Here is a 25,047-nt window from a genome sequence, read left to right as displayed (position 1 = left end):
CAGAGGCTCGCACCTTTCGCTGCGGCGGTAAACCTCCAGTACTTACTCGTTGGGGTCACGCAAGAGGTAGCCGACACCGCGACGCGTCTGGATGAGCGAAGGCGGAACTTTACCGTTCTCGTCCGGGGCGTCAAGTTTGCGACGCAGGTAAGAAATGTAGGATTCAACGATGGCGGCATCGCCTTCCCAATCGTATTCCCACACGTGATCGAGAATTTGCGTCTTTGAGACCACCCGCCCTTCGTTGACCATGAGATAACGCAGCAGTTTGAATTCGGTGGGGGAGAGGTCGATGAGGCGACCGCCGCGATGTACTTCGTAGAGGTTGTCGTCCAGCTCCAGATCAGCCACACGCAGCAGCGGCTGTTCTACTGCGGAGTGCTTCGTGCGGCGCAGGATAGCGTTGATACGAGCCACGACTTCTTCCAGGCCAAACGGCTTGGTGACGTAATCATCGCCGCCCGCCTGCAGGCCCTCGACCTTGTCGCGCATGTCGTCCTTGGCGGTCAGGAACAGAATTGGCATATCGATGCCGGAAGCCCGCAGCTTACGGGTCACGGTAAAGCCGTCCATATCCGGCAACATGACATCCAAGATGACCAAATCCGGTTTCTCCGTCGTGGCCAGGCGCAAGGCCTCGGTACCATCCCCGGCGCTCAAGACATCGTATCCCGCAAAACGCAGGGAAGACGCCAGGAGATCGCGAATATTAGGTTCGTCATCCACGACCAAAAGTCGTGCTTCGCTCACTGCAGGTTCCATAACCATCCTCGTTAAACAAAATGTTCAAATTGCCGTGCAAGTTAGGAGGCACGGCACTCCCTATATACATCTTAACTGCAAAAGGCAGTGCTGGGTGCAGCTTGAAGCGGATTTCCCATCGAATACTCCTGAGATTCTCTGAATTCACGAGTCCCCGGTCAGCAGCTGGGTGGGGAGAATCTGGTTCGGGCAGCGCGGACCCGCGCCGTGTCCGGTGGTTTACGATAGTGACATGTCTGAAATTGGTGGGAGTCCCAGCCCGGCTCTGCGGGTGGGGGTTATCGGTATGGGGGCGGTCGGACCAATTCTGGCCGCAGCGTTCACGCAGGCAGGACACACTTTAGTGGGGGTTTCCGCGCGTTCGCAGAATTCCCAAGAACGGGTGGATGCCATCCTCCCCGGTGTAGCGGTGGTGTCGCCAGCACAGCTGGTGCCCGAGTGCGACCTCGTGGTGTTTACCGTGCGAGATCAAGAAATCGCCCCTCTGGTTACGGAATTAGCGCAGGCTCAAGCGTTTCGAGCGGGTCAGCTGGTCGCTCACGTTTCCGGGGCTCACGGATTGGATGTTTTGCAGCCTGCCGCCGCAGCGGGAACTATTCCACTGGCTTTGCATCCGGCGCAAACGTTTTCCGGTACGTCCCTGGACCTGCAGCGTTTACCGGGAACTCATTGGGCAGTCAATGCGCCGCGGGCATTGCTGGCTGTGGCCCAAGCCTTAGTTTTGGACCTCGGTGGGATACCGCATGTGTTGCCTGATTCGGCACGTCCCCTGTACCACGCAGCGTTAGCGCACGGGGCAAATCACCTGGTGATTGTGGTATCCCAAGCCTTGCGAGCACTGCGAATGGCGGGTTTGGACGACCCGGCAGCCTATACCGAGCCGTTGTTTAAGGCCGCTTTCGACAGAGTTTTACAGGAGGGAGAAGCGGGGTTGTCCGGACCGGTGGTGCGCGGAGACTCTCAAACCGTCGCCCTACACCTCAAGGCGCTGCAGGACGGACCCGTCCTTGACAAAGACGACTTGGATCCGGCATTGCCTTTTGACGATTTGGCTGACCTGCCCGACTCCTATCGTGCTCTGGCACGAGCCGCGGCGCAACGACTGCGGCAACGCGGAAGTTTGAGCCCCACCCAGTACGACCAGCTGCGTAAAATTTTGGACTAAGTGCGGATTCTGCCTCGATTAATCCCCTTGTGCCTAGATAGGATGTCCCTATGAGTGGTGAATTATTTAATCCTGAGGGTGTGACGTTTAAACCGATTTCCATGAAACTCATCACGGTGCGGATTTTGGGGTTGTTGGTGTGGACTGTGGTTCTCGCCCTGGCTATCGGGGTATTCGCGGGGGCAATGATGTTTACACAAGGGGTGTCGTGGTTTTGGCTCCTAGAAATTGTACCGATTGGTCTATTAGTGTGGCAGCTGTGGTTAATTCCGCGCCAGGTCAAGGCGTGGGGCTACGCCGAGTCTGAGCGGGATCTGTTTTTACGTCGCGGCATCATGTTTAAGAAGATGTGGGCCATTCCCTACGGGCGGATGCAGTTCGTTGATGTGCAGCAGGGGCCTATCGACAGGATTTTCGGCATCGCCCAGGTCAGTATGAAGACCGCTTCGATGGAATCAGCGGCGAGCATTCCCGGACTGGATCGAGACGAGGCGGATCGCCTACGTAAAATCCTCACTGCGCGCGGTGAATCCTTGCGAGCGGGATTGTGAACACGGCGGGGAATGACAGATGACACAACCAATTAATCCTGGCTGGGAACCCCCGGAAGGGACGCCCAAAGATTCTTCGGCGGCCTTACCTTCGCAGGGCTTACCGGAGGGGAGTCTCGGCAGTTCTGACCTCACCAGCGTTGCCGCGCAACCTCCGGTTTGGCGCAAAGTGCACCCCTTGACACCACTGACCCAGATGTGGGGAATCCTGGTGGTACTGGTGGCGGTTATTTATTCGCAACTCGACTTGATACGTGACCTTTCTAAGGAGATGGCTGCGATGCAGTCGACAGGAAAGGTCTTGCCGGTGCTGCTTTTTTCCCTGCTGGGAATCGTGGTACTTCTGCTGTTGCTGGTTCTTTTTACCTATCTGAGCTGGAGATTTACCGCTTATGCGCTGACTGATGAAGCGGTTTTGTTTCGCCACGGCATCATTTTCAAAAAAGAACGTCATATGCGGCTAAACCGGATTCAGGCGGTAGACGTCATCGCTCCGTTAGTGCCGCGTCTGTTCGGTTTGGCTAAGCTGCACGTGGATTCCGCGGGAGCCAGCGGTTCTCAGATTGACATCATGTATCTGAAAGCCTCCCAGGCTCAAGCGTTGCGGGCTGAAGTGCTATCGAAGGCATCCGGTCAAAAAACCCCAACCGGCCCCGCGACGGATGCTGCTAATTCTTTAACGAATGGTACAAAAGTTATCGGGATAGGTGAGGCCGGACTGGTGGGAGCCTTACCCGCCGCCAGTGGAGAAGCCCCTGAGACAACACTTTACGAAGTGCCAACCGATATGTTGGTTGGTTCCATTCTGCGTTCCATTTCTACCTGGTTCGCGGTGCTACTCATTCCCCTGCTGTTGGTACTGGGGCTAATGCCCGCGATAGCTATTTACCTCAGTGGCGATGCAGACAGTTTTGCAGCGGCCTTGTTGATTGCTCCGCAAGCAATATTAGGTGTTATCGGTGGTGTTATCGCCACTATTGCGGCGGTGATGCAAAAAGTTAACGAAGGTTGGAACTTTACCGCGGCGGCTTCTGCTGATGGAATCCGGCTGCGCCGCGGACTGACGACCCATGATTCCCAAACCATTCCTCCCGGGCGGGTTCACGCCGTCGTCTTGAAGCAGCCCCTGCTGTGGCGGGGCAAGGATTGGTGGCGAGTCGAGCTAACTATGGCCGGATATCAGGGTGCCGCCGAAGGGAACGGCAACAATAAGAGCAAGACCAGCTCCCACGTGATGCTGCCGGTAGGAACCCGAACTCAGGCGCTACAAGCATTGTGGATGATGGAACACGACCTCGGCGCGGTCACCGACCTCAACGGCGCCGAAATTGGAACAGCTGGTACAAACCTCTTGGAAGTCATGATGTATGGTTCCGGGCCAGCGCCCGGTATTTTTACCGCTTCGCCGAAAGCCCGCTGGTTTGACTGGATCACGTGGAACCGCAAAGCTGCCGTGCTGACCACAACGATGGTGATGATTCGTGACGGCAGAATCACCCGCCGCGTGTCCTTCGTGCCGCATTGCCGGATGCAATCCGTAGCCCTGCGGCAAGGACCGGCACAACGGGCTTTAGGGATGGCAAACGTCAAACTGCACTTGGTGCCCGGGGTCGTGCCAACCACGGTGTACCATCTGCCTACCGCTTCCGCGCAGAGTCTGTGGGAACTGCAAGTCTCACACGCGGACATGGCACGTGAGAAAGAACCCCCTGCCGCCTGGCTGGAGCGAGTGGTTTCAACTGTAGAAAGTTAGCTTTGCGGCGTCTGTTTCTTACGGATGAATAGCAGGTAAAGCAGCAACAATGCCATCAGCGTAACCCCAACAACAATTCCGATAATCAGAACCCGAACCAGCGTATCTTTGCTGTGCTGAGCTGGTTCCGCAGGGCTTGCCTGGGTTGCGGAGGCTTTCGGAGTTGCGGAAGTTTCGGAAGCCGTGGGGGTTGCGGAGGGAGAACTCGTCGTGGTTTGTTCAGAAGGGGTGGGCGTGACGGTTTCCGTGACCGTAGCGGTTGGCGTGGGATGGGGAGTCATGAAAGCAGGGAGTGGACGGCCGTCATCTATTGTGATCAGATCAGCGCTAACCCACCCTCGAGGAGACTCCAGAAGCAGCCAAACGTGCTTGCCATGCGCATTTTCCGAAGAAGAAGCGATGACGTGGACTACTTCTCTGTTTTGGAGCACTGTAACGATGTCGTAATCCGTGCTGGGGCCTGTACGCACGTTGAGGGTTCCGTCCGGACTGGTAACCACCGCGTAGTAGTCTTCATTTTTATCGAGATAGTCCCAGGGGGTGCCCACGTCCGCAAAAGCAGCGAAGGGGATAATCAAGGCTAGGGCAAAGAAGATCGTGACGGCAAAGATGGTGAAACGAAAGAAACTCGAGTTAGCACTAATATGTCGCATCTCTACCTCCTGCTGATTAAAAAGTACCACAAGCCTGCAATCACGTATCCGCATAATACCGAAGAAAGATTGGCAACCAGGGAGAACAGGTATGGACGCGACAGCTGCGGAAGGGCACGTTTATAGAGGAAGCCCTCTAGGAATACAATTATTGGTTCAAAAAACACCAAAAACCACTGGCTGTATAACCCTATGGAGCTGAACCGTATCCAGGTCATAGTCATGGTCAGAGGGGGATTCGTAATGAGATTCACCAATGCCACTGCGACGAGCTTGCGAGGGGTGCGCAGTTTCCAGACCAGAGCCACCAGCAACTCTGTGGCCAGCGTGATCCCGAAATTTAGAATCAGCGAGTGAATCAGCACTGTAACGAACATGTTTAGTCGCCTTGGTGCGCAGCCGTGGGGCTTAGGGAGTTTTCGAGGAGCATGAGCAGACCGACCACTAAGGTCAGCCCGATCAACAGAAATGGCGTGCAAAATGTCTGTGCCCCGCAGAGCAATATCGGACAGAATCCGATGAAATGCATCATTTTGTACAAGCCGAAAGCAGTTCCCGGAGACGAGGGCAAAAGTCGCGGCAGTCGGGAAATAATGGTCGCGCCGGTGAGGTTGAAACAGAAAAGAAAAATAATACCTAATACGGGTATTGAAGTTGAAAACCCTGCCATAATCGCAGCTGCGGTCAAGGAACACAGCACGGTATTGCGGTATCCAAAGCAATCTGCAAAGACGCCGCCCAAGGCTTTACCTAAGCAGGCCGCGAAAGCTGCGCCCCAGGCCAGCCACCCTACGGACCACTGAAAAACCATCGCTGCGGAGGCAAAGGACTGCAAGATGATGATGGCCATCAGAGACAGTATGGCCAGATAGGAACGCCTCTCTAACTGCAAATCCAGATTCTGAGTTCGTTGCTCAGCCGGGTTATTCCACTGCGACTCGTGGCTTCCCAACGCGAGGAGCAATACCGCAAAAATAGCCAAAATAGCTATCAATAGCCACCAAATCGCGATGTGGGTGAAGGCAACTTGTCGGCCGAGGAACACCCCCAGAACCCCGCCGGAAACAAAAATAGACAAAGCCGTGTATCGATCGGGAGCGTCCTGGAGAACTTGTCGGCCCATCGGAACGTGTGAGAATGCCATCCCCACACCCAGCATTCCCGCCATCAACCACGCGTCGCCTCGGAAAAAGTAACTGCAGATAATAAACGCCGGGCCGATTGCGGCAAAAAAGTGATTGCGCCGGAGAATGTCGTCTGCCAAACCAATCAGCACCTGCGGTCCGTAATCACAGGCGTTGTAAATCAGCAGCATGGTAAGCATCTGTTCTTTTTCGACCAAATGAGGACCAATGATGGTAATCAGTAAATAGTTGGCAACGAACTCAACGGCAAAATGGCCAAAAGTGTAGGCACCCAAGCGAAAATGAAACGGGGGCGAAGCCAATAATTTCATGGTTCGAATTTATCAACTCATCTCTGGACCAACCTACAATTTCACGTTGCGGAACGGGTCGGGGAAATGACTAAACTGAAGGGGGGAGGAAAAACATGGAAATTCTCAAAACACGCTCAGAACTCAGTGCTTGGCGCAACGGGGTCAGGGGCAAACTCGGCCTGGTCATGACCATGGGAGCCCTGCATGAGGGGCATTTAGATTTAGTACGGGCCGCGAAAGCCCAGGCGGATACCGTGCTGGTAACGGTGTTTGTCAACCCTACCCAGTTCGCTCCCGGCGAGGATTATGACACCTATCCGCGCGACCTGGCAGGTGACGCCGCCAAGCTCCAGGAAGTCGGGGCTGACGCGCTGTTTGCGCCCACTCCTGAGGTCATGTATCCGTCTGGCGAAGCACTGGTACGTTTCGATCCTGGGCGCGCCGCCACAATCCTGGAAGGCAAAACTCGCCCCACGCACTTTGCCGGAGTGCTGCTGGTGGTGGGCAAGATGTTCCACTTAACCCATCCCGATGTGGCTGCTTTCGGCAAGAAAGATGCCCAGCAGCTCGCCATTGTCTCCCAGATGGTTGCCGACCTGGACTTCCCCCTGACTATTTTGCCGGTGGAAATCCGTAGGGAACCCGATGGTCTGGCCTTGAGCTCGCGCAACCGCTACCTGTCCCCTCAGGAACGCGACACTGCTCTCAACCTTTCCCAGGCTCTGAAGTGGGGGCGGGAAAACGCGTCCCGGCTCGGTGCGGGCGATTTGGCGGCCAAGGTGCGGCAGCGTCTCGAGTCGGTGCCGGGGATAGACGTGGATTATGTTGCCCTGGTGAACCCGGTTGGGTTTGTGCCGATTACTGGCGATTATCACGGCAGCGCCATCTTGGCGCTGGCGGCGAAGGTCGGTTCCACGCGGCTGATAGACAATATGGACGTGCAACTGTAGAGGTCACAAGGGTCCTGCCGCGCCTTTCGGGGTGAGCCTTGCGTGCGGGGAAATGTTGCGGCCGTACTATCTTTCGGACTACCCTGTGAAAGACCCCTGGGGCATCACTCCCTGAGGAGCAAATTGGGATACCTGTTGAGGGGGAAATATGCGGATGCGAACCATGATGAGCGGCAAGATTCATCGCGCTACCGTGACCGATGCGGACATTAACTATGTCGGATCCATCACTATTGACGCGGATTTGTTGCAGCGTGCCGACATTCTGCCAGGGGAGCAGGTTGATGTAGTCGATGTCAATAACGGCTCGCGCCTGACCACCTACACGATTGCCGGTACCCGTGGTTCTGGCACGATTCAGATGAACGGTCCCGCTGCTCGCCTAGTGGTTCCCGGCGACCTGGTCATCATCATCGCTTACGCTACTGTTGATGACGAAACAGCCCGGAACCTGACTCCTCGCGTGGTGCACGTAGACGCGAACAACCATCCGGTTAATTAACCCCGGGCGTCTGTGCCTACTCGATGTGCAGGAACAGCTGCTCCAGGTGCTTGATGTTTGCCGCGCGTTCCGGTTCACTGGCTTCGGCTGTGCCCTGCAAACTGGAGACCATCAGGGCGAAAGAGACTCGGTCTAAGCGTCTCGATGATTCGTTCAACTTAGAAATCAACGCGCTTGCGTCCGCGTCGGTATCCATGAGGTCGATAACCTCATCTAGGGACTGTTTGGCTTCGCTCAGCCGGGCGGAAACAGTCGTCTTGTCAGCGGCGGAAAGTTGCATTGAATCCCCTAAACGACGTGATGAACCTCTTGGAGTTATTTTACCCGCCGCAAGCCTGTCGGGGACCCGGTTGAAGGTGGAAAACCCTTGCGGAACAACACTACCGGGGAATGGTCTAAACTAGGACGGTGGCTGAAAACAAAAACAAAACTGAGAAAGTAAACCCAACGCCTGCGGCGGGCGACGATGAGACGTATGCTGCCGAGGCTCCTGAACAGATTCGAATCCGTGCGGAAAAACGCGCCAAGATGCTGGCCGAAGGCAGGACTCCCTACCCGGTACACGTGGATATTTCTGCAACCATTTCTGAAGTTCGCCAGAAGTATCCGAATCTGCAGGCGGGGGAAGAAACCGAAGATTATGTCGGCTTGGCCGGGCGGGTTCGTCTGATGCGTTCCAGCGGCAAGCTGGCTTTCGCCACTTTGCAAGAGGGCAATGGTTCCACCATTCAGATAATGGTTAGTGAACGGGAAGTCGGATCGGAATCGATGTCTGCCTACAAGGCAGAGGTTGACCTGGGCGATCACCTGTTTGTCCACGGCCGGGTCATCAGCTCCAAACGCGGAGAACTGTCCATTTTTGTGGATTCTTGGCAGCTGACCTGTAAAGCGCTGCGTCCTTTGCCGAAGTCATACGTTAATGAAGCTGGCGAAGAAGTTTCGTTGAGTGAGGACATGCGGGTTCGTCGGCGCGACCTGGATATGATTATGCGCCCCGCCGCTCGCGACATGGTGCGCAATCGCTCCCGCGTGGTGCAAACGCTGCGTCGCTACCTGGACGAGCACGACTATCTCGAGGTAGAAACCCCCATGCTGCAAAACTTGCACGGCGGGGCTGCCGCCCGTCCTTTTGTGACCCACATGAACGCCTACGACACGGAGCTCTACCTGCGTATCGCCCCGGAGCTATTCCTGAAGCGCTGCCTGATTGGCGGAATAGACAAGGTTTTTGAAATCAACCGGAACTTCCGTAACGAAGGCGCGGATTCTTCGCACTCCCCGGAATTCACCATGATAGAGGTGTATTGCGCTTACGGAGACTACCATCAGATTGCGGATTTGACCCGGGAGATGATTCAACGCTGCGCCCGAGACGTGTTTGGTTCCGAAGTCGTGACCTTGAACGATGGTACTCAGTTCGATTTATCCGGGGAATGGAAGTGGATTGACCTCTATGGTTCCCTATCTGAGGCGCTGGGCCAGGAAGTTACGGTGCGTACCCCGAAGGATGCCTTGGTCACTTTGGCGGATCGACTCGACATCGAGCTGGAACCCTACTATACCTCCGGGAAAATCGTGGAAGTCCTATGGGAAGAACTCGTTGGCGACAAATTGTGGGAACCCACTTTTGTCTGCGATTTCCCCGAAGATACCTCGCCTCTGGTTAAGACCCACCCTGACAAGCCCGGCCAGGTGCAAAAGTGGGATTTGATGATTCGCGGCTTTGAAGTTGCCACCGGATATTCCGAGTTGAACGACCCGGTGGTACAGCGGGCACGCTTTGAACAGCAGGCTTTGGATGCCGCCAACGGAGATCCGGAAGCTATGGAAGTGGATGAGGACTTCCTCATTTCGATGGAACAGGGGATGCCTCCCGCCGGCGGTATGGGAATGGGTCTGGACCGTCTGCTGATGACTTTGACCGGAGCAGGAATCCGCGAAACTATCACGTTCCCGCTGGTCAAGAGGGTGTAGAGTGAGTCGAAGCGGCTTCGGCCGGTTTGCGCCCAGCCCGTCGGGAGTCATGCATTTCGGGAATCTGCGTACCGCGGTGGCAGCCTACCTGTTTGCTAAATCCAGCGGGCGCGAGTTCTTGGTGCGAATAGAGGATATCGATACCGGACGGTCCCGTTCCGATTTTGCCGCCCAAGCCCTGGAGGACCTGACGGCGTTGGGTCTGCTGAGCGATGAGAGGGTTGTATACCAGTCGCAACGTCACGAGTTGTACCAAGCTGCTTTGGAACAGTTGGTAAAAAAGGGTTTGGTGTACGAATGCTACTGTTCGCGGGCAGACATCGCAGCCGCTGCCAGCGCCCCGCATGGGAAACCCGGGATTTATCCGGGAATCTGTCGGGATCTGAGTGATTCAGAGCGGGTGGAAAAACGAGCCGCCCTGGCAGCGCAAGGCCGCAAACCGGCCTTGCGACTGCGGGCTCCGCAAGGAGTGGAATATACGGTACACGATTCCCTGTTGGGACCGCTGACCGGCCTGCTCCATGATTTCGTGCTGCGGCGTACCGATGGGGATTGGGCTTATCAGCTGGTCGTGGTGGTTGACGACATGAATCAAGGCGTAGATCAGATTGTGCGGGGGGCTGATTTGGCCTCCAGCGCTCCGGTGCAGGCCTGGCTCACCGAAACGTTGGGAGGCCGCCCAGCCAGTTATGCTCATGTGCCGCTGGTCATGAATGCGCAGGGGCAGCGCCTGGCCAAGCGAGATAAATCGGTGACCCGTCCCGAACTGAACGCCCTGGGGTGGTCTGACCAACAGATTCTCTTGAGAGCCTTGGAAACGTTGGGGTGGTCGGCAGCGAAAACTGACGCGACTGAACTGTTGACCTGTCCCACGAAAGAAATCCTGAAACAAGCCACGGTTACCTGGAGGCCCGAAAGTCTCCCCCCAGGTCCGGTTATCTTTCACCCTTAGGCAAGCGTCGCGAGAGACCATCCCGGTACCAGCCAGCGCGCTTAGTAGACGCGATTAGATGAAAATAATTTGGGCGCCTTCCGATTTCTTGATGAATTCAGGGGCGGTGATAATTCCTGAAACCCCTTTATACATCATGTTCTGTCGTAGCTCCATGAGGTCCACGGTCATTTTGCATCCCCACAGATGACCGCCCATTTCAACAATCTGCTCCAGCAGATCACGCACAGGGGGAATGCCGTTCTTTTCCATCATTTTGTTCATGTACCAGGTGGCCAGGTGCGTAGCTCCGGGCAGATTTCCCAGGCTGGGAGGCATATAGCGTTTGCCCCAACCAGGGCGGATTTTTTCCAAAAAGGGAAGGTGCAGGGCCGCGTTTCCCTGCATAGTGAACTTTAGAGAGTCCATGGTGCGTTTCGTGACGATATCCAAACCCCAGAAAGTAAAGAAAATGTTAACATCGACCTTTTCCGTGAGTGCAGCGATTGACATAACCAACGCGGGATAAGCCATATCAAGGTTGCCTTTGGAACAGATGAAGGCCATCTTGCGCTGGTCCACGTGCAGCAGCGGTTCCGAGACACGCCAAAAATCCTGGTCAAAAAAATCAGCGGTGGATTTGTCCATAACTTCACTCTCCTTCGGAACCTAGATACAGCCTACCGGTTTCGGAATTCCGGCCACGTAGGCGATGAGTTTCCCCGGCTTAAACGGGAAAAGCTCGAACAGTTCGGAAATCGGGAAGCCTCCAGCCATTTCGAGACGTCTCAGCGTGGGGCTGACTTGGTATTTTGCGAAACTTTCCCGGGCGAATTCGATGACTTCCCAGTGCCGGGGCGTCATTTCTAAGTTAATTGCGCGAGCCAGGTCAGCCCCGATTTCGCGGGTCCACTGATGCGGCTTGGTCATGAACCCTTCCGAGTCCACGTCAATATGCACCCCACCGGCTTCGTGGAGAACGGGAATTTCCAAAAGTTTCGTTGAAGCTGACGCTGCCAGACAGGCATTGGGCCGACGTTTCCAAGTGGGTGCGATAAAACTTGCGGAGTCTTGAGAGAGATCCGGGGTACGGAGCGGAGTCGTGCCGTCAGGCCGCAGATTCCACCGACTAAATTCCTTACCCAAAAGCTGTATATGCGAAATTCTATCGAAAATTCGCGGACCCACCATGAGCACGCTGTAGAACACGAACATGAACCGCTTTGTGAGGTGGTTTCTGCGACTCTGCTTTAGCAGGGACAGGGGGCCCAAATAGGGAAAAATCCATTTTCCAGTCACTGCGGGTACGGTGTAAGAACGATCAATCACGGTGGCCTGGTGGTAACCCGTGTCGACAATGCACATGGCGTGACCGTCATAATGGCGAACCATCGGTCTGCCTGCCATGTAATCAAGCAAGTTAGAAACTAATACCCTAGATTGGTATACACTTGCGGAGCCTGATTTGGAAGTCGGTAAATCAGCAGTGTCACCGATGACAAAAATATCCGGGTATTCTCGATGCTGCAGGGTTTCCAGATCGGGATGAATGAATCCCATCTCATCGCCCAGTCCGGAATCCACGATGAACTGCTGGCCGCGCATAGGGGGAACGGTCACCAGCATGTCGTAATCAACGACCTTCCCATCGTAGGAGTACATCCGTTTTTCTTCGGCATCGATGTGGCGCACCACGAAATCAGGCTTAACCTCGATGTCGCGCAGACGCAAGAGGTTAGAAAGATTCCGAGCGGCTACGGGCTGCTCAAAAACCTGGGATTGCGGGGTGACAATCATGATCTCGATATCGTCGCGAACCCTGTGTTCAAAGAAATAGTGATCGGCTTTCAGGGCGAACTCAATCGGAGCAACCGGGCAGCGGATAGGAAATTCAGAGATATGCACTACCAGACGGCCGTGGTCGAAGGTCTGCAGTGCCCGGCGCAAGCGCCGCGCCCAAGCCAGGGTATAGAAAGAATAAATCCCCGTGTTCAGGACAGTTCCCCTTGTCATTCCCTCGATCAGCTCGGGACGGCACTCACATCCCGTCGCCAAAACCAGGTAATCGTAGGAAATTACTTTGGTCTGAGTGGTAACCGTTTTTGCGTCTGGATTCACCGCGATGACTTTATCCTGAAGGAATCGGATACCGGGTAGAAAAGTTCGCCGCCGCCATCGCCACAGCAGCGGGTTAGGAACTTTTCCCATAGTCAGCGAGACAAAACCGGGCTGGTAGTAATGCCGGGCGGAATAGTCGATGACGGTGATTCGATACTCTTTGCTGTCCAAGCGGCGCACCAGTGAGTTTGCTGTGACTGTGCCGCCTGTTCCTCCACCAATAATCACCACGTTTTTCATACCAGGCCCCACAGCTTCATGATTTCATCTTTGAAAGTCATTAAGAATTCTAACGAAATTTGTGCCGCTGCGTGCCCTGTTCAGCGCCTCACTCCTGACTAAACCGATTTTTAACGCGGTTGACCAGCTTCGTCAGCCCCCACGAACGGCCGGTATCGACAGGATTCCAGTCCGAGTTCCAACTGCTTTGCTGTGAGGCCGCGAAAACATCCGCGGGATAAGCGGGTAGAGCTGCCGAGACCAAAATCTTACGAATGTCCACCTCGCCGGCAATTGCTTCGTCCACTGCGCGCAACAAGGGCAGTTCGTCCAACAGCTGCGGGCAGCGCTGTTCGATGAGTTTTACCGCCAAGGGTGTTGAGTGTACCCCCTCGACTGTATGTCCCGCCGCCTTCATCTGTTCTTCGGCTTCGACCGGGTGCTCGCCGCGTCCCAGTCGCATTCCGAAAAATTTATTGCGCCCCGAAATGCCGGTAACCTCCAGGTCGCCTACTCCCGCCAAACCAATGGCAGATTCCTGGCGCCCTCCCAAAGCCTCGCAGATCAGGGACATCTCGCGAATTGCCTGGGCGAACACGGCGGCGCGCAAGTTGGATTGCGGAGAACCGGTTGATTCCTGAATACCCTCGGTCACGCCTAAAGCAATGGCATAGCTGTTCTTTAGAGGAGCCAGAACTTCCACACCGGTCGTGTCCTCAGTAGGAAAGGCTCGGTAGTAATCGGTGCGTACCGCCCTGGCATAGTGAATCGCGGCTCCGAAATCCTGGCAGGCATACACGGTCGCGGTGGGTTCGCTCAGCGCGCATTGGCGGGCAATAACCGGCCCTCCAATGGATACCAAAGTCGGCAGCTCGGCTCCGTTTTCGCCAGCTATCTGTTCCATCGCCTCAGCCAGCAAATGAACATGACCTGCCTCGTCCTCGATAAAGCCTTTCGTCAGCACCCATACCGCCCGCACGCGGCTGAAGTAAGGCGCTAAACGTCTGGTGATGTCAGGTAAACCAACGGCAGCAACGCAAATAGCGAGGACTTCCGCGCCTTTCACTGCCGCGTCTAGGTGCTTGGCGCGATAGGTCTTAACCTGGGGCGCCAGGGGGACGTGAATCGCCGGGTGAGTTTGTCCCAGAGCGTAAGCGTTCAGGACCGCATCGTCGTATTCGGTTCCCCACATGGCTACGTCCCAGCCCGTGTCGATGAGCGGCCGGCAGAGCGCCGTGCCCATCGCTGACGCTCCTATGACGCATATCTTTGACATCGTTCACCTCTCATAACAAAGGGTACCAAGCCACTTTACCCCACTTGTGACGGGGCAACCTCCCCGGGGGAAACTTAGATGAAGATAATCTGTGCCCCTTCGGACAGCTCGATGAAGGTACCGGCATCAATGATGCCTTTTACCGCTTTGTGCAGCATTCGCGGCTTGAGCTGCAGCAGGTCTGCTGTCATCTTGCAGGCCCACATATTCGCACCCATCTGTGCGACCTGTTCCAAAAGGTCTCGTACGGGTGGAATCTCAATCTTGTCAATCTCGCGTTTCATGTACCAGGTGGCCAAGCTCGTCATGCCGGGAAGGACTCCGAGCGAGGGGGGCATATAGGCGTTGCCCCAGCCGGGATAGAATTTGTCCAGGGCGGGCATGTGTATGGCGGTGTTCGCCTGCATGGTGAATTTGAGGTCGTCCATAGTGCGTTTATTGATGATATCGAGTCCCCAAAAAGTAAAGAAGATATCTACGTGGACGCCCTGGTTGAGTGCGGCGTGCGCCATAATCAGCGCCGGGTAAGCCATATCGAGATTTCCCTTTGAACAGATGAAAGCCATTTTACGGTTTACGTAGGTGATGGTTTCGCCTGGCGCGCCTTCGGCGTTGACCGCAGTCTGGTTGTTCTGGGGTTGAGACTGTGATTCCTCCGCTGCTTGTGCCATGTTTTTTCTCCTTCGATCAGTCTGGAATAGGTGGTTAGATTCCCGGCGGGCTGTTTAGACGCATCCAATCGGTTTGGGCGCTCCCGCGATATAGGCGAGTTTCTTGGCCGGTTTGGTGCCAAAGATGGCGAACAGGGCCCTGACGTCGAAGCCGCCAACTTTGGAGATACGTCCCAGAGTGGGGGATACCGAATGTTCTTCGAAGTCTTGACGCACGAAGCGAATCACGGACCACGCCTGATTATCGAGCTCGATGTGCAGTGCCTGCGCTAGAGCCGCGGCGACATCTTCATCCCACTGATCCTTTCGTGTCATGAAACCCTCATCGGTCACATCTATGGGCTTGCCGTTAACTTCGTGTATCACGGGAATGAGGTCACCCTTGGTTGTGTTGGTCGGTATATTGGCTGGTTTAGGTATTGTTTGCGTGGCTGTAGGCTTGGAGTCGATGACCCGGACGATTGGTATCTTGATTTCCGGCTCCACCTCGATGGGAGCGGGTTTTCTGCGGGGAATAGGTGTCACCCCGTCAGGCTGCAACCCCCACTTGCGGAAGTCCTTGCCCGCCTTGGACATATCGTGCGGGAAAGGCAGCGTCAACCCGCGAACCAAAGCCCCCCAATAGAAAACATAGAACGCGAGTTTCCCCAGGTGGTTCAGACGTGATTCGCCGAGCAGACGCAGCGGGCCGACATACGGGAGGGGAAACCTGCCGGTGACGGGCTGCACATCATAGTTGAAGTCCAACAGCAGCGCCTTGTGAAACCCTGACTCGAGAAAGCAGGAGGTGTGTCCATCGAAAGACTCGGTCATCGGACGCCCGTTGAGGTAGTTAATGAAGTTCGGGATGAAGGAATCGGACTGGAAGCGAATCGCCGTCCCCGCTTTAGAGGTCTGAATATTTCCAGCATCCCCGAGCACAAAAATATCGGGGTATTGTTCGGACTGCAGGGTGTGTTTGTCGATGGGAATAAAGTTGCTTTCATCGCCCAGGCCGGAATCTGCGACATACTGTTGACCCATCACTGGCGGAATGGTAACCAGCAGGTCGAAGGGAATGCTACGACCGTCATATCCCACCAGGGTTTTGCTGTCCGGATTGATTATCTTGACATTGAAATCGGTTTCTATCTCGATGTCTCGTTTACGCAGCAAGTCTCCGAGTTCCGCTTTGGTACCGGCTGTGTAAATGCGCCGTCCAGCGGGGTGACGAAGGTAATATCAACGTCGTAGCGGCGCCGACGCATAAACAGGTACCAATCTGCCAGGAGAGCAAACTCCAGGGGTGCGACCGGGCACTTGATCGGCATCTCGGAAATATGCACCACCAGGCGGCCGCGCTCGAAGTTCTTAAGAGCCTGGTGCAGACGTCCGGCGCCCGAGAGGGTATAGAAGTCAAAGACGCTCTTGCGCCAAACCTTCGGGTCGCTCATTCCCGGTACCTGGTCGGGACGAATGGTGCACCCGGTGGCGATGATTAGGTAGTGGTAGGGGATGGTTTCATTTTCCAGTTCCACGGTTTTCGCAACGGGGTCGACTTTCTTGATTCGGTCCATCACAAAACGCACCCCGGAGGGCAAGAATCTGGAGCGTTTCTTTACCACGGTGCGAGGTTTGTACATCCCAAAAGGCACAAAGAGATACCCCGGTTGATAGTGGTGGTTGTTGTCGCGATCCACCACCGTGATTTGGTATTCGTTCTGCGGTAGCTGTCGGTACAGCCGGTTTGACACAATCGAACCGGCCGTGCCGCCACCGAGAATGACAATTTGCTTCATCGCGCTCTCCTTGGTCACGGCAGAATTACTTCCTGAGATTCATTTTTTACATAGCACACACTCTGGCAGTATTTTCAGCATTCCTTCATGCTAGTATTTAAATTTTATGAAGCTGCGATAAGGGTGGGGCAAAGTTTTTCGCTAGACTTTTCCTGTGACTAATTCTACAGCTGGCAACGCGCTCGCCTCCAATCCCCCCACCTCGCAGCCTCGACTGGGGTGGCGGGATCGCTTCGCGATTGCGGTAGGCAATGCCGCTGCCCGAGTCTCCCGACTCACTGGACGCGGCAGCGGCGGCATGATTGGGGGTCGGGTGGCGCTGTGGCTGCAACCGGAGATTCTGGAACATTTGGCGGCGAATCGACTTATCGCCCTGGTCACAGGCACTAACGGGAAAACCACAACTACGCGGATGCTCAGTGAAGCGGTTTTGGAGGGGGGCTTAGCTGTAGCCTCAAACCGCGGCGGGGACAACATGACCCCCGGTGTTGTTACGGCTTTGATGTCGAACTTGCATGCTGGAGTGGCAGTTCTGGAAATCGATGAAATGCACCTGGAACTTATCGCGAAAGCGACCTGTCCACGGGTCATAGTGCTGTTGAATCTCTCGCGTGACCAGCTGGATCGGGTGGGGGAGATTGCGGTCATTGAAAAGCGCATTCGTGCCGCGGTCGATGTAAATCCGCAGGCCTACGTGGTCGCCAACGTGGACGACCCCCTGGTGACCTCGGCAGCTTGGGATAGTGCGCACCCTGTCTGGGTCGCGGCGGGCAAAGGCTGGAGCGGAGACTCGCTGACGGCACCTCGAACCGGCGGAGCGATTATTTATTCCCAGGATGAGCCGGATACGCTGACTGGCGAATCGCGTGAACTGGCTTCCGGTTTTGACCGAACGGTGTCGTGGCGTTCGGTTCCGGTTGAGGATTTGCTGGCCCAAGAGGTGCCCTGGGACCGGACCCCAACTCAGTCCGATTTTGCCCGGCCTAATCCAAAATGGATTTGGAAAGCTGAGAACTTCCACGCCGGTTCCCCCATGAGGTTGGTCGATACTGCCAGTGGGGAGGACACGACCGCAACGGTGTGGCTCCCCGGGAGAGCCAATCGCGGCAACGCCCTGCAGGCTTTCGTTGCCGCGAGACTGTTGGGAGTAGAAGCGCAAGACGCTGCCGCAGGCATCGCCAGAGTGAGAGACGTGGCGGGACGCTACGCGAGTTTTGACGTGCAGGGACGCCACATTCGGATGTTGTTGGCAAAGAATCCGGCCGGGTGGATGGAATCCTTGACGATGCTCAATCCGCAGGCTGAAATCATCGTGGGAGTCAACGGTCAAATCGCCGATGGAACTGACCTGAGCTGGCTGTGGGATGTGAACTTCGAAGCGTTAAGCGGAAAAACCGTGGTAGCCACTGGCGAACGCGGTGCAGATTTGCAGGTGCGTTTGAACTATGCGGGCATCGAGACGCGCTGGGCTCCGACGGTTTTGGAAGCTATCGAGATGGTTGCGCCCGGCGAGGTCGACATGTTGTTGAATTACACGAGTTTTCGTGACGCACGGGCTGAATTTGTGGCACAGGGGTGGTTGCGGTGAATGAATCAACGTTGCGTATCGGGGTGCTGATGCCCGAGGTCTTGGGTACCTACGGGGACAGCGGAAACGCGGTGGTACTGGCTCACCGAGCCAAGTTATTGGGTTACCAATCTGAGATTGTGCATGTGAGCTGTACGGACGCGATTCCGCAGACTTTGGATATTTACACTTTGGGTGGCGGGGAGGACATCGCGCAAACCATTGCCTCGCGCCGCTTGTTGACGGACCGCGGATTGGAACACGCGGTACAAAATGGGAAGCCCGTGCTAGCCATATGTGCCGCTTTCCAGGTCTTGGGAACCTGGTATACGGACGCGGAAGGCAAACGCACCGAAGGGGCAGGGCTGCTGGACGTGGTGACCTTGCCGCAAGGGGCTCGGGCCATCGGAGAATTGGTCAGTTCCGCTAGCGGTTTACAGTTGGAGCGTGAGTTGACCGAGCCCCTGACCGGTTTTGAAAACCACGGGGGTGCAACCCTCTTAGGTCGGGACGCGCTACCGTTGGGCTTCGTGACCTATGGGGTCGGCAACGGTCAGCCCGGAGTGGCTCCGGGGTTGGCTGACGGGGTCAGCGCACAAGCCGGAGTACAGCAGGGACGTGAAGTTAGTCGGGAGATTCCTGATGGTTACCGTGCCACAGAGGACGGAAAAGCGGTGGAGGGCTGCGTTCAGGGATCTATCATTGCGACCTATATGCACGGACCGTGCTTAGCGCGGAACCCGCAGCTGGCGGATTTGTTGCTGGCACGCGCTATAGGGGCGACCCTTCCGCTGGCAGTACCAGAAATCCCAGGTCTGCAGCGTTTGCGTCAAGAACGTCTAGCGGCGATTAAATAAAATCTTCCGGGACAAATTCGTCTAGCTGGATCGCTCCGATACGGGGCAGTGGCGCGTTGAAAGCGTGAATTTCACGCTCCAAATCCACGATTTTCAGACCGCTTTCCTCAAGGACACGTAACTCGCCAGAGAGGAATTCTTCAAATCCCACCACCGTGACATCGTGGTCGTTGCGCAGTAAACTGCGCAGTTGAGGCTCAAAATCCCCGTCGTGAGAAACTAATACCACATTTCCGTATTCTTGTTTGTCGATTGCCTCTAAGGTGCGCTGAATACCAACGTCAACGACCTTTTCATCCCCCTCAGAGGTGAGAGGAATCGGCTGATAATCCATCGCTAACAAGGCTTGGACGAAAGTCATGGGCATATGGGCCGATGCGTTCAAAAAGAACAACCCTTTGGTCTGGCCTGGAAAAGTTTCCGAAACGTAGTCGCGAACCCGATCCCAGCGGGGGCGTTCGTCAGGGTCAGGGCGGCGTCCCAACACGCTCAACCCCAAGGTAGCATCGATGTTTTCCCCATCGACCAGAAGGTAAGTCGTTTCTTCTTCAGGAATTTGCAGTTTCATTGAGTTTTTCTTTGCTTATGGTGTTTTCTTTAAATTTTCACAAATTGAACAGCCGAGATTTCCCACAGAAATCCCGAAATTTTCAAAACGCCTCAGTAGTTTACAACTTTTTTAACCGTGGCGTCAGTCGGATACTTTTCCGAAAAACAGTTCTCGCGCAACCGGGTCAAAACAATGGTCTAACTATTTGGCCGGGGCAGGGAAAGCCGCTGGAATCCCGCTGCCCAGCTGAATCAACATTTCTGCGCTGGTAGAGAGCATCGTCATCCCGATGAGCGGTTCTTGCGGGAGCTTCTCTCGCGCTTGGGCGATAAGTTGCTCGCAGCGAGACAGTTCCAGCTCGATTTGCGGGTCAATGCTCTTGCGGCGCAGCATGATATTCGTGCGCAGCAGCTCCAGATGTTGTTGCTCCCACGCTAGACGCTGCGGGAACTGCGCTTGCAGCTGAGCCAAATCTTGGGCCAAAACCGAAGTGCCATAAACATTGAACAGATTGGCCTGCAGCCCGCAGAGTTTGCTCAAGGCCTCGATTGGATCTCCCTGTCCCGCCAGAGCCTGGCGGGCTTTCTCCATAGTTCGTAACGTGATGGCGATTTCTTGGCCATTTGCATCGGGGTCGTAAGTCCGGATGGTTCGCACGTTCTCATCCAGCGTTTCCAACATGGTGGAAAGGTGTTGCGTGGTTTCGGATAGGAATGCGCTGAGTTTCGTGATGTGTTCCAAAGCGAATTCGGTCTGGGTGACAGCTCGCTCAGAACCGCGGGTGTAGCGGATTGCAGTCTTGGCATCGCCCTCCTTCAAGCACTTTTGCCCGGACAAGATGCCTTTGTAGGCTGCCTTTAACAACCGCTTCGATTGGTTCAGGTTCGCGCTGGCATGACCCAAATTCGCTTGCGGATAGTCGATTTCCAGCTGTTTCTCCACAGTCTCAACTTGAGCCAGAGACTTCCGTGCGCGGTTCCAGGAAGCTGCCAACCGATTCAGGGAAGCCCCGACCTGGTCAGGATTATGGCGACGTTTCGTGAATGCAAGTACCTCAGCGGATAGAGCCTGCTTCACCTGCCGAGCTGAATCCTCGACTTGTCCGGCCTCCTCGGAGCTGACTAAATCCGCTCCTGCCAGCCAGTTCAACAAAGCATTGGCTTGTTCTCGAGAGAATTCCAGGGTAGCGGCAAAGTTACGGGTTTCCACTTCTCCAAAGGCTTCCACGGAAGCGTGCAAATCTTCGGTAGCTGCAAAAATGGACTCGTTCAAGTCTTTCAAAGCCTTGAGTCCACGTTCAAAGTTAGCTTCGCTTTCCGCGGCGGCGGCCTCATCAAAGAGCATTTCTGGCTCTGGATAGACCGGTGCTTCCGGCTGAATCTGTTCCACCGGTGGGGCCGCAGCGTAGACATCTGCCGGAACTGCCTGCGGGGCAGCCTCGACAACATCAGGGGTGACGAGGGGTTGCTCGGCATTAGTTGGAGGTATGGTTCCTGCCGCAGCTCCGGGGGTAAGCGCCTCGCTGCTTTCAAATTCGCTGTCGTGATCGGCGCTCTCAACAGCGTCGAAGTCCACGGTATCTTGAGGCTTTGCTGCGGTGTTGTAGGAATTCCGCCGATAAATCGCGATAGCCAGAGCCACGGCTACCAACATTGCCAAAATGAGCATGAGGATAAACCAGTTATTGGTGGAGCGTCCCGACACATCGGTGTTATCCGCGGGAGCCGCCGCACCAGAACTCGCGGACATGGCCAGATCCATTAACTGCTGGACGAAAGAGCTCACGCCTGAAGCGTATTCGCCGTTACTCAACTGGTAAGGCAAAACCTGCATAGCCCGGTCGCCCGCTTGGGCGCTGTTGATAGCTGAACCAGCGGTGGAAGAGGCCGCAATCTCACCCGCGCCGTCCTCATTGGGATTGTAGGCAATTGAAAGCAGATAAGAATTAGCTTCCAAGTGCGACAGTTGCATCGTTTTTTCGTTCCATTCGCGGGGAGAGAACTCACCGAAATCGGGGACGATGGCGATATAGACCGACATGTTGAAATTCTTGGCGGCTTCAATGGAACTTTTCACCTGGTAGATGCCGTCATCACCCAGTTTGTTGTCGGGGTCGTAAATCTGGTTGCTGGAGATATCCAGGGGATCTGCTGCGGGTTGAATAACAGGAGAAGCCTGAGCGAAGTTCGCTGGAACGAACCCCACCATCAGTAAAACAAAACCTACCGCTATGAAACGAATTCTTGAGAACACAGTAACTTTGCTACTTTCTTCCGAACAGAACAAACGTCACCTATAACTTTATCTCAGCTGGGGCTTGCAGTTAGACTGGTTGGGTTGAGATATTTGCCGAAATCGTTAGATTTGAGCGGTAAGTGAACCAAGATTTACAGAGGAGGACATGTGCCGAGCGGGAAAGTGAAATGGTACGACGCTGTCAAAGGCTTCGGGTTTGTAGCCGGAGCCGATGGTGAAGAGGTGTTCCTGCATGCCTCGGCCCTGCCTGAGAACGTGGTGGATCTGCATCCCGGTACCAAGGTCGAATACTCGGTGGTCGATGGTAAACGCGGACGCCAAGCCATGAACGTGACCGTGGTAGAAAAACTTCCTTCCGTCGCCAAAGCGCAACGCAAAAAAGCTGCCGATATGGTTCCTATCGTAGAGGATCTCATCAGAATTCTTGATGATGCTTCGGGAAGTCTGCGACGGGGAAAGTATCCCGAAAATGGCAAACAGATTGCCAAGATGCTGAAAATTGTGGCGCAGTCTTTCGAAGCGTGAGCATCTCCAGAATGAACCAGACCAAGAAGTGACACGAAGGAGCTTTTGATGGCTCGAAAACAAACACAAACTACTCAGCCAGCCGGGACATCGGAACCCGACTCAGTACTGGCTAAACAGTCTGACCTGGCCCGCGACGCCTTAAAATCCATTACTAAAGACACAGAAGTGGGGGACCACCTGCGGGTGGAGGCCACCGGACAACGGTTGGTGACGCACTTTTTCGAGTGCCTGAAACCGGGATACAAAGGCTGGGTGTGGGCCGTCAGCCTGACCCGAGTTCCGCATGGACGGATTGGGACGGTGTGTGAAACCGACCTGCTGCCCGCTGAAGGCGCCTTGTTGGCACCCCCGTGGGTACCGTGGTCACAGCGGTTAGAGCCCGGCGACCTGGGGCGCAAGGACCAGACCCCCTACGATCCTGATGACCCGAACCTCGACCAAGGATATGAAGCCACCGGCGAGGACGCCGACCAGCTGGCTCTGTGGGAACTGGGACTGGGGCGCAAACGGGTCCTGAATCGTGAGGGCCGCAATGCGGCGGTGAAGCGCTGGCTGCGTGACGTGCATTCCCGCACCGAACTGGATCGTCACGGTAACCCGCCGGAGAATCCCTGCTCTACCTGCGGTTACCTGTGGAAAGTCAGTGGTTCGCTGCGGCTGGAGTTTGGCTTGTGTACCAACGCCTGGAGTCCTGACGACGGACACGTGGTGGCGATGGACCACACTTGTGGGGCGCACTCAGAAACCGATGCGGACCTGACACCGAGTACGCTGCCGGTGGGGAGGACCTTTTTGGACGACAAATCCTTGCAGGAACTCAATCCGGATGAGATTACCCTCTCGGGACAAGCCCCGGACGCATAAGCCTGTGACGTTGTGTTTTGGCTTATCGTCACGGAGAAGACTAGCGTTAAACGGTGAGCAATAATACAACGAAAACTGCAAACAAATCCGGTAAGAAAACCACCAGCGGTTCCCCGCGCACCAACGGAGGACTTGATGGTTTTTTCGAAATCTCCAAGCGTAAATCTTCCGTAAGGCAAGAAATCCGCGGCGGCCTGGTGACCTTCTTTGCGATGGCTTACATCTTGGTCGTCAACCCCTCCATCCTGATTGCGGCAGCCAGCGCCGGTGGAGCTGAAAATGTCACCCCTGCTTCTATCGCAGCTGGAACGGCCCTGGTAGGCGGCTTGATGACTATCCTGATGGGGCTGGTAGCAAACTTCCCCCTAGCGCTGGCGGCTGGCATGGGGCTGAATGCGATGGTGTCATTTACCCTGGTGCTTGGTCCTTTCGGACTGTCCTACGGCGAAGCGATGGGACTCATCTTTTGGGAGGGCGTCGCCATCACGCTGCTGGTGGTCACGGGTTTCCGCGAAGCCGTCTTTAATGCCGTACCCAGCCAGCTGAAAGTCGCTATCTCTGTTGGTATTGGCTTATTTATTACGCTGGTCGGCCTCATCAATGCGGGGGTAGTCCGTCCGGGAGGCACTCCGGTTCAGCTTGGTATCGGAGGATCCTTCGCCGGCTGGCCGATGGTCGTGTTCCTCATCGGTTTTGTGGTCATTTTGGTTCTCTACGTTCGCAAGGTCCAGGCGGCCATCCTCATCGGGATTGTGGTGTCTTCCATTCTCGCGGTCATTCTCCAAGCGATTCTCAAGATTCCGCTGATGACTGATGAGACTGGCAAGGTCGTCAACGAGACTGGCTGGACCAAGAATGTTCCCGCTCTGGAGGGCTCGCCCGTCCAACTTCCTGATTTTGCCACCTTCGGTCAGATTGACTTCTTTGGGGCATTCACGAAGCTCCCGGTAATTTCCGTGTTGCTGCTGATTTTCTCCCTGATGCTGGCAGACTTCTTTGACACCATGGGCACGATGGTCGGCGTCGGTGCTGCCGGCGGTTTGCTCGATGAGAAAGGTAACCCGCCGCGTACCCTCCAGATTCTGCTCATTGACTCTCTGGCTGCTATGGCCGGCGGCTTGGGCGGCGTTTCCTCGAATACGTCCTACGTGGAGTCCACCTCCGGGGTAGGCGCGGGGGCCCGTACCGGTTTGTCTTCCGTCGTGGTCGGGGTGTGTTTCCTGCTGTCCATGTTCTTTGCTCCGCTGGTAGAGCTGGTGCCGGCAGAAGCTGCGTCAACCGCCCTGGTCTTTGTGGGATTTTTGATGATGACACAGGTGGCGGACATAGATTGGAAGAATGCGGAAAACGCGATTCCGGCCTTCCTGTCTATCGCCATGATGCCTTTCTCGTACTCGATTACCGCCGGTATCGGTTTTGGCTGCATTGCTTTCGTCATCGTGAAATTAGCGCGCGGTAAGTTCAAAGAGATTCACCCGTTGATGTGGGTGGTAGGTATCTTGTTCGTTATCTACTTTGCCCTGGGACCCATTCAGGCTCTCTTTGCCTAACTGAATCCCGTAGCAAAAAGACCCGGCCAAGACGTTGGTCGGGTCTTTTGACATTTGTTTCCGGCTAGAGGCGTTCGACGACGTAGTCGACGCATGCCAGCAGCGCTGTCGTGTCGGCGGGGGCAGTCGAGGGG

General features: G+C 55.5%; 25 protein-coding genes. 12 read left to right on the top strand and 13 right to left on the bottom strand.

From position 1 onward, the window contains the following. Positions 1-42 precede the first annotated feature (42 nt). Positions 43-768 carry a response regulator transcription factor gene (locus tag AC5LBQ_RS05130; protein WP_282922267.1) on the bottom strand — a complete coding sequence of 242 codons (726 nt, stop codon included), beginning with the start codon at positions 766-768 and terminating at the stop codon, positions 43-45. A 226-nt stretch (positions 769-994) separates the two neighbouring features. Between AC5LBQ_RS05130 and AC5LBQ_RS05125 the strand changes: the two genes are divergently transcribed. The 3 genes from AC5LBQ_RS05125 to AC5LBQ_RS05115 are packed head-to-tail and all read left to right on the top strand — an operon-like array spanning position 995 to position 4,231. Next, complete coding sequence (locus AC5LBQ_RS05125; RefSeq protein WP_493264820.1) at positions 995-1,927, top strand: Rossmann-like and DUF2520 domain-containing protein; 933 nt, start codon at positions 995-997, stop codon at positions 1,925-1,927. Positions 1,928-1,977: 50 nt separating this feature from the next. Further along, positions 1,978-2,478, top strand: a complete 501-nt coding sequence (locus AC5LBQ_RS05120) for a PH domain-containing protein (protein WP_295026142.1) — start codon at positions 1,978-1,980, stop codon at positions 2,476-2,478. Positions 2,479-2,497: 19 nt separating this feature from the next. Further along, positions 2,498-4,231 carry a PH domain-containing protein gene (locus AC5LBQ_RS05115; protein ID WP_295026140.1) on the top strand — a complete coding sequence of 578 codons (1,734 nt, stop codon included), beginning with the start codon at positions 2,498-2,500 and terminating at the stop codon, positions 4,229-4,231. Here AC5LBQ_RS05115 and AC5LBQ_RS05110 read toward each other — a convergent pair. Genes AC5LBQ_RS05110 through AC5LBQ_RS05100 form a run of 3 tightly spaced genes read right to left on the bottom strand, consistent with a single transcriptional unit; the run spans position 4,228 to position 6,340 of the window. After that, positions 4,228-4,884, bottom strand: coding sequence for an SH3 domain-containing protein (locus AC5LBQ_RS05110; protein ID WP_297345734.1), 657 nt, complete (start codon positions 4,882-4,884; stop codon positions 4,228-4,230). The genes AC5LBQ_RS05115 and AC5LBQ_RS05110 overlap by 4 nt on opposite strands. A 2-nt stretch (positions 4,885-4,886) precedes the next feature. Then, entirely contained in the window at positions 4,887-5,261 is a 375-nt protein-coding gene (locus AC5LBQ_RS05105) for a hypothetical protein (RefSeq protein WP_493264819.1), read from the bottom strand. 2 nt (positions 5,262-5,263) lie between these two features. Continuing rightward, complete coding sequence (locus AC5LBQ_RS05100) at positions 5,264-6,340, bottom strand: MFS transporter (RefSeq protein ID WP_493264818.1); 1,077 nt, start codon at positions 6,338-6,340, stop codon at positions 5,264-5,266. Positions 6,341-6,435: 95 nt separating this feature from the next. On the opposite strand from AC5LBQ_RS05100, the gene panC reads away from it, so the two are divergent. Both panC and panD read left to right on the top strand, forming a co-directional pair. Continuing rightward, positions 6,436-7,272, top strand: coding sequence for a pantoate--beta-alanine ligase (gene panC, locus AC5LBQ_RS05095; RefSeq protein ID WP_297345736.1), 837 nt, complete (start codon positions 6,436-6,438; stop codon positions 7,270-7,272). Between the two features lie 148 nt (positions 7,273-7,420). Beyond that, positions 7,421-7,774, top strand: coding sequence for an aspartate 1-decarboxylase (panD, locus tag AC5LBQ_RS05090; protein WP_282922260.1), 354 nt, complete (start codon positions 7,421-7,423; stop codon positions 7,772-7,774). 16 nt (positions 7,775-7,790) lie between these two features. Here the strand turns inward: panD and AC5LBQ_RS05085 are convergent, their stop codons facing one another. Continuing rightward, positions 7,791-8,054, bottom strand: a complete 264-nt coding sequence (locus AC5LBQ_RS05085; RefSeq protein WP_491680650.1) for a hypothetical protein — start codon at positions 8,052-8,054, stop codon at positions 7,791-7,793. Between the two features lie 128 nt (positions 8,055-8,182). Between AC5LBQ_RS05085 and lysS the strand changes: the two genes are divergently transcribed. Continuing rightward, complete coding sequence (lysS, locus tag AC5LBQ_RS05080) at positions 8,183-9,748, top strand: lysine--tRNA ligase (RefSeq protein WP_493264817.1); 1,566 nt, start codon at positions 8,183-8,185, stop codon at positions 9,746-9,748. A 1-nt stretch (position 9,749) separates the two neighbouring features. Next, positions 9,750-10,700 carry a tRNA glutamyl-Q(34) synthetase GluQRS gene (gluQRS, locus tag AC5LBQ_RS05075; protein WP_493264816.1) on the top strand — a complete coding sequence of 317 codons (951 nt, stop codon included), beginning with the start codon at positions 9,750-9,752 and terminating at the stop codon, positions 10,698-10,700. Positions 10,701-10,754: 54 nt separating this feature from the next. Here gluQRS and AC5LBQ_RS05070 read toward each other — a convergent pair whose 3' ends face one another. From AC5LBQ_RS05070 to AC5LBQ_RS05045, 6 genes are all read right to left on the bottom strand, one after another. Beyond that, complete coding sequence (locus AC5LBQ_RS05070) at positions 10,755-11,327, bottom strand: DsrE/DsrF/DrsH-like family protein (protein WP_493264815.1); 573 nt, start codon at positions 11,325-11,327, stop codon at positions 10,755-10,757. A gap of 21 nt (positions 11,328-11,348) precedes the next feature. Next, positions 11,349-13,037: a TusE/DsrC/DsvC family sulfur relay protein gene (locus AC5LBQ_RS05065; protein WP_493264814.1), complete on the bottom strand. Its 1,689-nt coding sequence runs from the start codon at positions 13,035-13,037 to the stop codon at positions 11,349-11,351. A gap of 88 nt (positions 13,038-13,125) precedes the next feature. Beyond that, positions 13,126-14,292, bottom strand: a complete 1,167-nt coding sequence (locus AC5LBQ_RS05060) for an NAD(P)H-dependent glycerol-3-phosphate dehydrogenase (RefSeq protein WP_493264813.1) — start codon at positions 14,290-14,292, stop codon at positions 13,126-13,128. Positions 14,293-14,366: 74 nt separating this feature from the next. After that, positions 14,367-14,963 (bottom strand): DsrE/DsrF/DrsH-like family protein, encoded by a 597-nt coding sequence (locus AC5LBQ_RS05055; RefSeq protein WP_493264812.1) that lies wholly within the window; start codon positions 14,961-14,963, stop codon positions 14,367-14,369. Between the two features lie 54 nt (positions 14,964-15,017). Further along, positions 15,018-16,118: a TusE/DsrC/DsvC family sulfur relay protein gene (locus AC5LBQ_RS05050; RefSeq protein WP_493264811.1), complete on the bottom strand. Its 1,101-nt coding sequence runs from the start codon at positions 16,116-16,118 to the stop codon at positions 15,018-15,020. Continuing rightward, positions 16,091-16,741, bottom strand: a complete 651-nt coding sequence (locus tag AC5LBQ_RS05045; RefSeq protein ID WP_493264810.1) for an FAD-dependent oxidoreductase — start codon at positions 16,739-16,741, stop codon at positions 16,091-16,093. Before AC5LBQ_RS05045 ends, AC5LBQ_RS05050 begins: the two co-directional genes overlap by 28 nt. A 154-nt stretch (positions 16,742-16,895) precedes the next feature. On the opposite strand from AC5LBQ_RS05045, the gene AC5LBQ_RS05040 reads away from it, so the two are divergent. After that, positions 16,896-18,329, top strand: a complete 1,434-nt coding sequence (locus AC5LBQ_RS05040; RefSeq protein ID WP_493264809.1) for a DUF1727 domain-containing protein — start codon at positions 16,896-16,898, stop codon at positions 18,327-18,329. Then, complete coding sequence (locus AC5LBQ_RS05035) at positions 18,326-19,165, top strand: type 1 glutamine amidotransferase (protein ID WP_295026119.1); 840 nt, start codon at positions 18,326-18,328, stop codon at positions 19,163-19,165. The genes AC5LBQ_RS05040 and AC5LBQ_RS05035 overlap by 4 nt, the downstream gene beginning before the upstream one ends. On the opposite strand, the gene AC5LBQ_RS05030 is transcribed toward AC5LBQ_RS05035, so the two are convergent. Both AC5LBQ_RS05030 and AC5LBQ_RS05025 read right to left on the bottom strand, forming a co-directional pair. Continuing rightward, positions 19,158-19,733: an NYN domain-containing protein gene (locus AC5LBQ_RS05030; RefSeq protein WP_282922250.1), complete on the bottom strand. Its 576-nt coding sequence runs from the start codon at positions 19,731-19,733 to the stop codon at positions 19,158-19,160. The genes AC5LBQ_RS05035 and AC5LBQ_RS05030 overlap by 8 nt on opposite strands. A gap of 183 nt (positions 19,734-19,916) precedes the next feature. Beyond that, positions 19,917-21,923: a TPM domain-containing protein gene (locus AC5LBQ_RS05025; RefSeq protein ID WP_493264808.1), complete on the bottom strand. Its 2,007-nt coding sequence runs from the start codon at positions 21,921-21,923 to the stop codon at positions 19,917-19,919. 195 nt (positions 21,924-22,118) lie between these two features. Here AC5LBQ_RS05025 and AC5LBQ_RS05020 point away from each other — a divergent pair, with 195 nt between their 5' ends. From AC5LBQ_RS05020 to AC5LBQ_RS05010, 3 genes are read left to right on the top strand one after another with little or no spacing between them, the layout of a single operon-like run. After that, positions 22,119-22,496, top strand: a complete 378-nt coding sequence (locus AC5LBQ_RS05020) for a cold-shock protein (protein WP_004008511.1) — start codon at positions 22,119-22,121, stop codon at positions 22,494-22,496. A gap of 48 nt (positions 22,497-22,544) precedes the next feature. Beyond that, positions 22,545-23,363, top strand: coding sequence for a DUF3027 domain-containing protein (locus tag AC5LBQ_RS05015; RefSeq protein ID WP_295026113.1), 819 nt, complete (start codon positions 22,545-22,547; stop codon positions 23,361-23,363). Between the two features lie 53 nt (positions 23,364-23,416). Beyond that, the gene (locus AC5LBQ_RS05010) at positions 23,417-24,913 is read left to right on the top strand and encodes an NCS2 family permease (protein WP_295026111.1); all 1,497 of its coding nucleotides are present in this window, start codon (positions 23,417-23,419) and stop codon (positions 24,911-24,913) included. Positions 24,914-25,047: the final 134 nt, after the last annotated feature.

This window comes from Mobiluncus sp. (genome assembly GCF_985070215.1).
Note: the sequence above shows the minus strand (reverse complement) of the source record. Positions and strands in the feature narration are given on the sequence as shown.